Genomic DNA, 11,228 nt, shown 5'->3' with positions numbered 1-11,228 from the left:
GGACATCATGGGGCGCTTGTCAGTGCGCTGCTCCACCGAACGGTTGAGCTGGGACAGCGCGATCACCGGGCACTGCAGTTCTTTGGCCAGCATCTTGAGGCCCCGGGAAATTTCGCCCAGCTCGGTCGCGCGGTTGTCGCTGCCACCACTGCCCGAGCCGCTCATGAGCTGCAGGTAGTCCACCACGATCAGGCCGAGCTTGCCGCACTGGCGCGCCAGGCGACGGGCATTGGCGCGCAGTTCGCTGGGCGTGAGGCCCGGCGTTTCATCGATGTGCAGCGACACGGTGCGCAGCTTTTCAATGGCCTCGGTCAGGCGCGGCCATTCGTCGTCGGTGAGCTGGCCGGTACGCAGGTGCCCCTGGTTCACGCGGCCGATGGAGCCCACAATACGAACCGCCAACTGAGCCGCGCCCATTTCCATCGAGAAGATGGCGACCGGCAGGCCTTCGTTGAGCGCCACGTGCTCGGCGATGTTCACCGCGAACGAGGTCTTGCCCATGGAGGGGCGCGCGGCCAGCACGATCATGTCGCCGGCCTGCAGGCCCGAGGTCATGCGGTCCAGATCGGCAAAGCCGGTGGGAATGCCGGTCACATCCACCGGGTTGTCCGCCATCTCCTGCACCTTGTCCAGCAGATCGATCACCAGCGTGTCGAGCGACTGAAAACCCTGCTTGGTGCGGGAGCCCTCTTCCCCGATGGCAAAGATCTTGGCTTCCGCCTCGTCCAGGATACGCTCCACCGTCTTGCCCTGGGGGTTGAACGCGTTGGTGGAGATTTCATCGCTGGCCGTGACCAGCTTGCGCAGGATGGCCCGCTCGCGCACGATTTCCGCATAGCGCCGGATGTTGCTGGCGCTCGGCACGTACTGCGCGAGGTTGTTCAGGTATGCCAGCCCGCCCACCTCCTGCGCCTTGCCGAGGTTCTGCAGGTGCTCAAACACGGTGATCACGTCGGCCGGCTTGCTCGCGTTGATCAGCGCGCCGATGGCGGTGTAGATCAGCTGGTGCTCGTGGCGGTAGAAATGGCTTTCCACCAGCAAGTCGCCCACGCGATCCCACGCATTGTTGTCCAGCAACAAGCCGCCCAGCACGCTCGACTCCGCCTCGATGGAGTGCGGCGGCACGCGCAGCTGGGCGATTTCGCGGTCCGCAGCGGGCGTGAAGCCCGGTTCATCGAGCAGGGGAAATACAGCAGACATGAGAGGTTTCTCCGGGCAGACCGGACAGCGGCCATGCCGCGCTCATCGTGCGCGGCGCCACCGTCTGGGGACAAGCCTGTGGGTAATCCGTGGATGACCCGTGGGCAATCATGTACAAAAAGCGCGAACCAAAAGACAAAAGCCGCCCGAGGGCGGCTTAGGAGAACACCCGAGGGTGTATCAGGCCGTTTCGCCGTAGACCGACACGGTCACGTCCACGACCACATCGGTGTGCAGTGCCACCGAAACCGTGCTATCGCTCACGACCTTGATGGGACCGTTGGGCAGGCGGATTTGCGACTTGGCAACCTTGTAGCCTTGCTTGTTCAGCTCTTCGGCGATGTCGTGGTTGGTCACGGAACCAAACAGACGGCCGTCCACGCCAGCCTTTTGCGTCAGCTTGACGGTGGTGCCGGCCAGCTTCTCGCCTTGGGCTTGGGCTTCTGCCAGCTTGGCGGCAGCGGCCTTTTCGAGTTCAGCACGCTTGGCTTCGAACTCTGCCTTGGCAGCTTCAGTGGCGCGGCGGGCGCGGCCCGAAGGGATCAGGAAGTTGCGAGCGTAACCGTCCTTGACCTTGACGATTTCACCCAGGTTGCCGAGGTTCACAACCTTGTCGAGCAGAATGATTTGCATGGGTTGTGCTCCTTAGATCTTGTGCTGGTCGCTGTAAGGCACCAGGGCCAGGAAGCGGGCGCGCTTGATGGCGGTGTTCAGCTGACGCTGGAAAATGGCGCGCGTGCCGGTCAGGCGTGCGGGGATGATCTTGCCGTTTTCGGCAATGAAATCGCGCAGCGTGTCGACATCCTTGTAGTCGATTTCTTCAACGCCCGTCACCGTGAAGCGGCAGAAGCGCTTGCGCTTGAACAGCAGGGACTGGGTGTTGCGCTTTGGGCGCTTGTCTTTGTTGAACTTCTTGAACGTGGCCATTGCGGACCCCTTGAAAATTAATTTTGTTGAATATCCTGGATGTGAAGAATCGCGTTCTTGCCATTGCGCGGGGTGGCCAGAAATCCACTGAAAGTCCAGAGACTTCCGATGTTCTGCCTTGCCAAGCGCTCGGCCATCGCACCAAAGGCGACGGCTTTCATGGCGGCCTTGACTTCGCGGGACTGCCCTGCTTCGGTTTGCCGGGACTCATGCTCGAGCCGCAGCGTGATGGCGGGCAATCCGGCGGGGGTGTAGCGCAGGGACTCAGCCTCTGCGATACAAGCGGTCAAGACAACGCGGTTCTGCACTCCTTGGGCGACGGGGGCTTAGGCGCGCTCGCCGGCAGCGGCGTATTCAGCCTGGCTGGCCTTGCGGGCTTCTTCGCGCTCCACGGTCTTCATCATGGAGGAAGGGCCGGTTTCGGCCTTCTTCTTCTGAACCGTCAGATGGCGCAGCACGGCGTCGTTGAACTTGAAGGCGTGCTCCAGTTCAGCCATCACAGCCTGGTCGGCTTCGATGTTCACGCACAGGTAGTGGGCCTTGGCCAGCTTGTTGATCAGGTACGCCAGTTGACGACGGCCCCAGTCTTCCACGCGGTGCACCTTGCCACCGCCAGCGGTGATCATGCCCTTGTAACGTTCCAGCATGGCAGGAACTTGTTCGCTTTGATCCGGGTGGATCAACAAAATGATTTCGTAATGACGCATGCAGACTCCTTTTGGGTAAGACCACCCACCGCGTCCAGAAGTGGTGTGGCAAGGGAAAGCCGGCGATTATAGCCCGGTAGTATCCCGCTTGTACACTCTCTGCGACCTTGGGGGCTGCAGCCAAGCCGGCAAGACAGGCGCCGCTGCGGTGCAAGCTCTTGTAAAACAACCGGTTGCGCCGACATGCTTCACTCAGGGCACCCGGGCAACCGGCCCATGACAATGTCCCTGCACAGGGCCTTGATTTGCCGCCGGATGCCCTCAAGTGCCGCGCGTACTGTTTATTTATCTTCCTTCCACAACATGTCCGACACCAGCCAATCCACCCCGCCCCAAGGCGCCCCCGCCCCCGAAGAAGTCGAAGCCGCCATGGCTGCCCACGCCTCCGACGAGCTGGCCCGCCTGCAGGGCGAGTTGGCCGAGCTGAAAGCCAAAAGTGCCGATCTGGCCGACCAGTTCCTGCGCGCCAAGGCCGAGGCCGAAAACGCCCGCCGCCGCGCGGAGGAGGAAGTGTCCAAAGCCCGCAAGTTCGGCATCGAAAGCTTTGCCGAAAGCCTGCTGCCGGTGTGCGACAGCCTGGATGCTGCGCTGGCCATCAAGGAGGCGACCCCTCAGCAATTGCGCGAAGGGGCAGACGCCACCTTGCGCCAGCTGACTTCAGCGCTCGAACGCAACAAGGTGCTGGCCATCAACCCCGAGCCCGGCGCCAAGTTCGACCCCCACCAGCACCAGGCCATCAGCATGGTGCCTGCTGAGCAAGAGGCCAACACCGTCGTGGCCGTGCTGCAAAAAGGCTATGTGATCGCCGAGCGCGTGCTGCGCCCCGCGCTGGTCACCGTCGCGGCGCCGAAGTAATTGCTTTAAGACAAATTTATCGAGAGGGACGACTTGAAGCGACGCAAGTTATCCACAAGTTACTAGCCATCCAAACCATTCCAGCATTCGGAGAAAAATCATGGGAAAAATCATCGGCATTGACCTCGGCACCACGAACAGCTGCGTTTCCATCATGGAGGGCAACAGCACCCGTGTGATCGAGAACAGCGAAGGCGCACGCACCACGCCTTCCATCGTCGCGTACCAGGAAGACGGCGAGATCCTCGTCGGCGCCTCGGCCAAGCGCCAGGCCGTGACCAACCCCAAGAACACGCTGTACGCAGTCAAGCGCCTGATCGGCCGCAAGTTCACCGAAAAGGAAGTGCAAAAGGACATCGACCTGATGCCCTACAAGATCGTGGCTGCCGACAACGGCGATGCCTGGATCGAAGTGCGTGGCAACAAGATCTCGGCCCAGCAGGTGTCCGCAGACATCCTGCGCAAGATGAAGAAGACGGCCGAGGACTACCTGGGCGAGCCCGTGACGGAAGCCGTCATCACCGTGCCCGCGTACTTCAACGACGCACAGCGCCAGGCCACCAAGGACGCCGGCCGCATTGCGGGCCTGGACGTCAAGCGCATCATCAACGAACCCACGGCTGCAGCCCTCGCCTTCGGCCTGGACAAGCAGGAAAAGGGCGACCGCAAGATTGCCGTGTATGACCTGGGTGGCGGCACGTTCGACGTGTCCATCATCGAAATCGCCGACGTGGATGGCGAGAAGCAGTTCGAAGTGCTGTCGACCAACGGCGACACCTTCCTGGGCGGCGAAGACTTCGACCAGCGCATCATCGACTACATCATTGCCGAGTTCAAAAAGGAACAAGGCGTGGACCTGTCCAAGGACGTGCTGGCCCTGCAGCGCCTGAAGGAAGCCGCCGAAAAGGCCAAGATCGAGCTGTCCAACAGTGCTGCCACCGACATCAACCTGCCCTACATCACGGCCGATGCCTCGGGGCCGAAGCACCTGAACATCAAGCTCACCCGCGCCAAGCTGGAAAGCCTGGTGGAAGAGCTGATCGAGCGCACCATCGCACCCTGCCGCATGGCCATCAAGGACGCTGGCGTCTCCGTGTCCGACATCCATGACGTGATCCTGGTGGGCGGTATGACCCGCATGCCCAAGGTGCAGGAGAAGGTGAAGGAATTCTTCGGCAAGGAACCCCGCAAGGACGTGAACCCGGACGAAGCCGTGGCCGTGGGTGCCGCCATCCAGGGCCAGGTGCTGTCGGGCGACCGCAAGGACGTGCTGCTGCTGGACGTGACGCCGCTGTCGCTGGGCATCGAGACCCTGGGCGGCGTGATGACCAAGATGATCACCAAGAACACGACCATCCCGACGAAGTTCGCGCAGACCTTCTCGACGGCCGATGACAACCAGCCTGCGGTGACCATCAAGGTGTTCCAGGGCGAGCGTGAAATCGCCAGCGCCAACAAGCTGCTGGGCGAGTTCAATCTGGAAGGCATCCCGCCCGCAGCGCGTGGCGTGCCACAGATCGAGGTCTCGTTCGACATCGACGCGAACGGCATCCTGCACGTGGGCGCCAAGGACAAGGGCACGGGCAAGGAAAACAAGATCACCATCAAGGCCAACTCGGGCCTGTCGGAAGAAGAAATCCAGAAGATGGTGAAGGACGCCGAGCTCAACGCAGCCGACGACAAGAAGAAGCTGGAACTGGTGCAAGCCAAGAACCAGGGCGAGGCCGCCGTGCACAGCGTGAACAAGAGCCTGGCCGAGCACGGCGACAAGCTCGAGGCCGGTGAAAAGGACGCGATCACCGCTGCCGTGAAGGCCCTGGAAGAAGCCCTGAAGGGTGACGACAAGGCCGCGATCGACGAGAAAATGACGGCGCTGATGGCTGCCAGCCAGAAGCTGGGCGAAAAGATGTACGCCGAGTCGCAAGCCGCGCAGGCAGCCCAAGCTGCCGGCGGTGCAGACGCCGCTGGGGCATCGGCCGGTGCATCGAGCAAGCCCGCAGATGACGACAACGTCGTCGACGCCGAGGTGAAGGAAGTCAAGAAGGGCTGAGCGAGCCCCCGTTGACCCGAGCCGCCGCGCAATGCTCGTCACGGGCTGCGCGGCGTTCCTGTTCCAACCGGGTTCCGAATCAATATGTCCAAACGAGACTTTTACGAAGTCCTGGGCGTTCCCAAGAACGCCTCGGACGAAGAAATCAAGAAGGCTTATCGCAAGCTGGCGATGAAGCACCACCCTGACCGCAACCAGGGGGATGCCGCCAAGCCGGCCGAGGAGAAGTTCAAGGAGGCCAAGGAGGCCTACGAGATGCTCTCCGACCCGCAAAAGCGGGCGGCCTACGACCAATACGGCCACGCCGGGGTCGACCCCAACATGCGCGGCCCCGGCGGCGCGGGCGCGGAAGGCTTTGGCGGCTTTGCCGAGGCGTTTGGCGACATCTTTGGCGACATGTTCGGCCAGCAGGGCGGGCGCCGCGGCGGCGGCCGCCAGGTGTACCGCGGCAGCGACCTGAGCTATGCGATGGAGATCACGCTCGAAGAGGCCGCGCGTGGCAAGGATGCGCAGATCCGCATCCCGTCCTGGGAGAGCTGCGACACCTGCCACGGCAGCGGTGCCAAGCCCGGCACCAGCGCCAAGACCTGCGGCACCTGCCAAGGGTCGGGCACGGTGCAGATGCGCCAGGGCTTCTTCAGCGTGCAGCAGACCTGCCCGCACTGCCGCGGCACGGGCAAGATCATCCCCGAGCCCTGCACCACCTGCCACGGTCAGGGCAAGATCAAGAAGCAAAAGACGCTGGAGGTGAAGATTCCTGCCGGCATCGACGATGGCATGCGCATCCGCAGCACGGGCAATGGCGAACCGGGTACCAACGGCGGCCCGCCAGGCGACCTTTACATCGAGATCCGCCTGAAGAAGCACGACATCTTCGAGCGCGACGGCGACGATTTGCACTGCCAGGTGCCCGTGAGCTTCATCACGGCGGCGCTCGGTGGCGAGATCGAGGTGCCCACGCTGCAAGGCAAGGCGGCCATCGACATCCCGGAAGGCACGCAGGCCGGCAAGCAATTCCGCCTGCGCGGCAAGGGTATCAAAGGGGTGCGCGCCAGCTACCCCGGCGACCTGTACTGCCACATCGCGGTGGAGACACCGGTCAAGCTCACCGAGCACCAGCGCAAGCTGCTGCGCGAACTCGAAGAGTCGCTCAAGAAGGGCGGCGCGCGCCACTCCCCCAGCGGCGAGAGTTGGACCGACCGGCTGAAGAACTTCTTCAGCTGACCGCGATTGACCCCTGCCCTACCGCCAGAGCCACCCGGCCTGGCGGTTTTTTTATGCCCGGGCTGGCTGTTGTTGCATGCCAGAAATTCGATGGAACGCTTGATGCGCATCAAGCCGGGGCTGAGAAGACCCCGGATTGAGCCCTGATGTCACGGCGCAGCGCATACCATGGCCATTGCATGACAGCAGGAGATTCGCATGGACGTGAACATCACTTTCCTGGGCGGCGCCGGCACGGTCACCGGCTCCAAATACCTGGTCCGCCACAACGGCAAAAGCATGCTGATCGACTGTGGGCTGTTCCAGGGCTACAAGCAGCTGCGTCTGCGCAACTGGCAGCCTTTGCCGCTGGCACCCGGGCAGATCGACTCCGTGTTGCTCACCCATGCCCACCTGGACCACAGCGGCTACCTTCCGCTGCTCACCCGGGATGGGTACCGCCGCGACATCCACGCCACGCCCGGCACGCGCGACCTGTGTGCCATCCTGCTACCCGACAGCGGGCACCTGCAGGAGGAAGATGCAGCGTTCCTGAACCGCCACCAGCTCAGCAGCCACTCGCCCGCCCTTCCGCTGTACACGCGGCTGGATGCGCTGCACAGCCTCAAGCAGTTCAAGGTGCATCCTCTGCACCATCGGTTCGAGCCCCTGCCTGGCTGGCACGCCACGTTCTCTAGTGCGGGCCACATCCTGGGTGCAGCCAGTGTGCTGCTGGAAGTCGGGGGCCGGCGGATTTTGTTCTCCGGCGATCTGGGCCGGCCCGACGACATGCTGATGAACCCACCCGAGGCCCCTCCGCAGGCTGACACCGTGCTCATCGAATCCACCTACGGCGACAGGGCACATCCGCAGGAAGACTTGATGAGCGAACTCGGCCCTCCGCTTCAGCGCCTGGCCTCGCGCGGCGGCGTGGCGGTGGTGCCGGTGTTTGCCGTGGGGCGCGCGCAGGTGGTGCTGCACGCCATCGGACTGCTCAAGGCACAGGGCGTGATCCCGGCTACGTTGAAAGTGTTTCTGGACAGCCCCATGGCCGTCAGCACCACAGGGCTGTACCGCCATCACCTCGGCGAACATCGCCTGGATGCGCGGCAGGTGAACGCGCTGGAGCACGGTGCCACCATGGTCCAGACACCCGAGCAGTCCAAGGGCCTGGCGCGCCTGCACGGCCCCATGGTCATCCTGGCGGCCAGCGGCATGGCCACCGGCGGGCGGGTGCTGCACCACCTGGCGCTGCACGCGGGCGATCACCGCAACATGATCATCCTGACCGGGCACCAGGCGCCGGGCACCCGGGGCGCCCGGCTGGCGGAGGGGGAAAAGTCCATCCGCATCCACGGGCAGGACGTGGCGGTGCGGGCCGAGGTGGTGAAGCTCAACTCCGCCTCGGCCCACGCGGATGGCAACCAGCTCATCGCCTGGCTGCGCAGCATGGAGCACGCGCCCGACCGGGTGTTTGTCGTGCATGGCGAAATGGGCGCGGCGGACCAGCTGCGCCAGCGCATTGCCCACGAGCTGCGCTGGACAGCGCAGGTGCCCGAGCATGGAAGCGCGGTCACGCTGTAGCAGTTGCTGCTTGCACCGCCGGACGGCGCAGCGGGGGGAGTTCACTGCGCCTTGCAGAAAGAAGAGCGGCTGTCGCTCGCCACACGCCGGGTTGCGTGGCCTTATGGAATCCCTGGCCAGCCAAGCGCGGGCAGCTCCTCTTTTAAAAAGCCCTCTCAAGATGCTCGACATCGCATTTCACGATGACAGTCGCAACATAATGCGCGGAAAATAGCGAGACTTCGCAGAAACAGAAGACTTCACTTTCTGATTGGCCAATGAAAAGCTCCGAGCGCAGCTTTGCGCGCCGCATAGACCTCACCTCGCTGCAATTGTTTGTGGCGGTGTGCGAGCTGGGCAGCATCGGCCGGGCGGCGGAGCGCGAATTCATCGCCGCATCAGCCGTCAGCAAACGGCTGTCCGACCTGGAAGCGGCCGTGGACACCGCCCTGCTCTACCGCCACAGCCGCGGCGTGACCCTGACCCCGGCCGGAGAGAGCCTGCTGCACCATGCGCGCACCGTGCTGTTCGGGCTGGAGCGCATGCAGGGCGAGCTGAGCGAGTACGCCGAAGGGGTGCGCGGGCACGTGCGCATGCATGCCAACATCTCGGCCATCTTCCAGTTCCTGCCCGAAGACCTGGGCGCCTTTGCCCGCCAGCACAGCCAGATCAAGATCGACCTGCAGGAGCACCTCTCCAGCGCCGTGCTGCACGCCGTGCAAGAGGGCGCAGCCGACCTGGGCATCTGCAACGTTGGCATGGGCAACGGCGGCGCGCAGGATCTGCCCAGCCGCCCCTATCGGTCCGACCGGCTGGTACTGGTTGTGCCTGACGGGCATGAACTGCAAGCGCTGGATGCTATTGATTTTGAAGCAGTCCTGGACTGGGACATCGTGGGCCTGCACGCCAACAGCAGCATCAGCCTGGCCATGCGCGCGGCGGCAGCCGCCGCGGGGCGCCCGTTGCGCCAGCGCATCCAGGTCACGGGGCTGGATGCCATGTGCCGCATGATCGACAACGGCCTGGGCGTGGGCCTGCTGCCCGACCGCGCGTTTGCGCTGATGCGCGGCGTGGGCCGCCTCGCCTCTGTGCCGCTGACCGATGCCTGGGCCCATCGCGAACTGCGCGTGGTTGCCCGCGACTTCGACGCCCTGCCCGTCACAGCCCGGCTGCTCGTGGAACACCTGACGGCGCCGCGTGTTGCGCCAACCCCAGTCTCCACCCGAGACGCAGGCCAAGGTGCCGAAACCGAACCCCAACACTAAAATCATTGACCCACCTGAAAGAAGACCACGCCATGGGACGCACCCTCTACGACAAGATCTGGGACGAACACGTCGTCCACACCGAGGAAGACGGCACGTCCATCCTCTACATCGACCGCCACCTGGTGCATGAAGTGACCAGCCCGCAAGCGTTCGAGGGCCTGCGCGAAGCCGGCCGCAAGGTGTGGCGCATGAGCTCCATCGTGGGCACGGCCGACCACAACACACCTACCACCGGCTGGGAAAACGGCTACGACGGCATCACCGACCCGATCAGCAAGGAGCAGATCACCACGCTGAACGACAACATGGCCACGATCTCGCCGGCCGCGTTCTTCCCCTTCATGCACAAGCGCCAGGGCATCGTGCACGTGATCGGGCCCGAAAACGGCGCCACGCTGCCCGGCATGACCGTGGTCTGCGGCGACTCACACACCTCCACGCACGGCGCGTTCGGCGCGCTGGCCCACGGCATCGGCACCAGCGAGGTCGAGCACGTCATGGCCACGCAGACCCTGCTGGCCAAGAAGGCCAAGAACATGCTGGTGCAGGTGGACGGCACGCTGGCCAAGGGCATCACGCCCAAGGACGTGGTGCTGGCCATCATCGGCAAGATCGGCACGGCCGGCGGCACGGGCTACACCATCGAGTTTGCCGGTTCCGTGTTCCGTGCCATGAGCATGGAAGGCCGCATGACGGTGTGCAACATGGCCATTGAGGCCGGCGCCCGCGCGGGCCTGGTGGCCGTGGACGACAAGACCATTGAATACGTGAAGGGCCGCCCCCTGTCGCCCACGGGCGTCGAGTGGGACCAGGCCGTAGCCTACTGGAAGACGCTGCACTCCGACCCCGACGCAAAATTTGACGCCGTTGTCAAGCTCGACGCGGCCGAGATCGTGCCGCAGGTCACCTGGGGCACCAGCCCCGAGATGGTGCTGGGCGTGGACGCCCGCGTGCCCGACCCCGACAAGGAAAAGGACGCCAACAAGCGCGGCGCCATCGAGCGTGCGCTCACCTACATGGGCCTGCAGCCCGGCAAGCCGATCAACGACATCACCATCGACAAGGTGTTCATCGGCAGCTGCACCAATAGCCGCATCGAAGACATGCGCGAAGCCGCCGCCGTGGTGAAGAACCTGGGCCGCAAGGTGGCCAGCAATGTGAAGCTGGCCATGGTAGTGCCCGGCTCCGGCCTGGTGAAGGAACAGGCCGAGCGCGAAGGCCTGGACCAGATCTTCAAGGCCGCCGGCTTTGAGTGGCGCGAACCCGGCTGCAGCATGTGCCTGGCCATGAATGCCGACCGCCTGGAGCCCGGCGAGCGCTGCGCATCCACCAGCAACCGCAACTTCGAAGGCCGCCAGGGTGCCGGCGGCCGCACCCATCTCGTCAGCCCCGCGATGGCGGCCGCCGCTGCCGTGCACGGCCACTTCGTGGACATCCGCCAATTTGCCTGAAAGC

The 11,228-nt window shown here is 64.1% G+C and carries 11 protein-coding genes; 6 read left to right on the top strand and 5 right to left on the bottom strand.

The window, feature by feature from the left end:
* From dnaB to rpsF, 5 genes are all read right to left on the bottom strand, one after another.
* The coding region (gene dnaB, locus MRY84_RS09135) for a replicative DNA helicase (RefSeq protein ID WP_291505414.1) at positions 1-1,200 on the bottom strand (1,200 nt) is incomplete at its 3' end.
* 180 nt (positions 1,201-1,380) lie between these two features.
* Entirely contained in the window at positions 1,381-1,833 is a 453-nt protein-coding gene (gene rplI, locus MRY84_RS09130) for a 50S ribosomal protein L9 (RefSeq protein WP_291505413.1), read from the bottom strand.
* Positions 1,834-1,845: 12 nt separating this feature from the next.
* Positions 1,846-2,127, bottom strand: a complete 282-nt coding sequence (rpsR, locus tag MRY84_RS09125; protein ID WP_005795932.1) for a 30S ribosomal protein S18 — start codon at positions 2,125-2,127, stop codon at positions 1,846-1,848.
* A gap of 17 nt (positions 2,128-2,144) precedes the next feature.
* Positions 2,145-2,435, bottom strand: a complete 291-nt coding sequence (gene priB / locus MRY84_RS09120; RefSeq protein WP_291505412.1) for a primosomal replication protein N — start codon at positions 2,433-2,435, stop codon at positions 2,145-2,147.
* A gap of 18 nt (positions 2,436-2,453) precedes the next feature.
* Positions 2,454-2,834: a 30S ribosomal protein S6 gene (gene rpsF, locus MRY84_RS09115; RefSeq protein WP_142147482.1), complete on the bottom strand. Its 381-nt coding sequence runs from the start codon at positions 2,832-2,834 to the stop codon at positions 2,454-2,456.
* A gap of 303 nt (positions 2,835-3,137) precedes the next feature.
* Here rpsF and grpE point away from each other — a divergent pair, with 303 nt between their 5' ends.
* The 6 genes from grpE to leuC all read left to right on the top strand — a co-directional run bounded on the left by grpE (position 3,138) and on the right by leuC (position 11,224).
* A complete protein-coding gene (gene grpE / locus MRY84_RS09110) occupies positions 3,138-3,689 on the top strand; it encodes a nucleotide exchange factor GrpE (protein ID WP_291505411.1) in 552 nt (183 codons plus the stop codon).
* Between the two features lie 100 nt (positions 3,690-3,789).
* Entirely contained in the window at positions 3,790-5,739 is a 1,950-nt protein-coding gene (dnaK, locus tag MRY84_RS09105) for a molecular chaperone DnaK (RefSeq protein ID WP_291505410.1), read from the top strand.
* An 84-nt stretch (positions 5,740-5,823) separates the two neighbouring features.
* Positions 5,824-6,963 carry a molecular chaperone DnaJ gene (gene dnaJ, locus MRY84_RS09100; RefSeq protein WP_291505409.1) on the top strand — a complete coding sequence of 380 codons (1,140 nt, stop codon included), beginning with the start codon at positions 5,824-5,826 and terminating at the stop codon, positions 6,961-6,963.
* A 198-nt stretch (positions 6,964-7,161) separates the two neighbouring features.
* A complete protein-coding gene (locus MRY84_RS09095) occupies positions 7,162-8,526 on the top strand; it encodes an MBL fold metallo-hydrolase (protein WP_291505408.1) in 1,365 nt (454 codons plus the stop codon).
* A gap of 257 nt (positions 8,527-8,783) precedes the next feature.
* Positions 8,784-9,770 carry a LysR family transcriptional regulator gene (locus MRY84_RS09090; RefSeq protein WP_291505407.1) on the top strand — a complete coding sequence of 329 codons (987 nt, stop codon included), beginning with the start codon at positions 8,784-8,786 and terminating at the stop codon, positions 9,768-9,770.
* Between the two features lie 32 nt (positions 9,771-9,802).
* On the top strand, positions 9,803-11,224 hold the full coding sequence (gene leuC / locus MRY84_RS09085; protein WP_291505406.1) for a 3-isopropylmalate dehydratase large subunit: 1,422 nt from the start codon (positions 9,803-9,805) through the stop codon (positions 11,222-11,224).
* Positions 11,225-11,228 lie beyond the last annotated feature (4 nt).

It is taken from the genome of Acidovorax sp. (assembly GCF_022763525.1).
In the GTDB taxonomy this organism is placed as follows: Bacteria; Pseudomonadota; Gammaproteobacteria; order Burkholderiales; family Burkholderiaceae_C; genus Acidovorax.
Note: the sequence above shows the minus strand (reverse complement) of the source record. Positions and strands in the feature narration are given on the sequence as shown.

Excerpts from the sequence above, each read along its gene's own strand:
- grpE (WP_291505411.1), top strand. The coding sequence starts at position 3,138 with ATGTCCGACACCAGCCAATCCACCCCGCCCCAAGGCGCCCCCGCCCCC.
- MRY84_RS09095 (WP_291505408.1), top strand. The coding sequence starts at position 7,162 with ATGGACGTGAACATCACTTTCCTGGGCGGCGCCGGCACGGTCACCGGC.
- dnaK (WP_291505410.1), top strand. The coding sequence starts at position 3,790 with ATGGGAAAAATCATCGGCATTGACCTCGGCACCACGAACAGCTGCGTT.
- rplI (WP_291505413.1), bottom strand. The coding sequence starts at position 1,833 with ATGCAAATCATTCTGCTCGACAAGGTTGTGAACCTCGGCAACCTGGGT.
- MRY84_RS09090 (WP_291505407.1), top strand. The coding sequence starts at position 8,784 with ATGAAAAGCTCCGAGCGCAGCTTTGCGCGCCGCATAGACCTCACCTCG.
- dnaJ (WP_291505409.1), top strand. The coding sequence starts at position 5,824 with ATGTCCAAACGAGACTTTTACGAAGTCCTGGGCGTTCCCAAGAACGCC.
- leuC (WP_291505406.1), top strand. The coding sequence starts at position 9,803 with ATGGGACGCACCCTCTACGACAAGATCTGGGACGAACACGTCGTCCAC.
- rpsF (WP_142147482.1), bottom strand. The coding sequence starts at position 2,834 with ATGCGTCATTACGAAATCATTTTGTTGATCCACCCGGATCAAAGCGAA.
- rpsR (WP_005795932.1), bottom strand. The coding sequence starts at position 2,127 with ATGGCCACGTTCAAGAAGTTCAACAAAGACAAGCGCCCAAAGCGCAAC.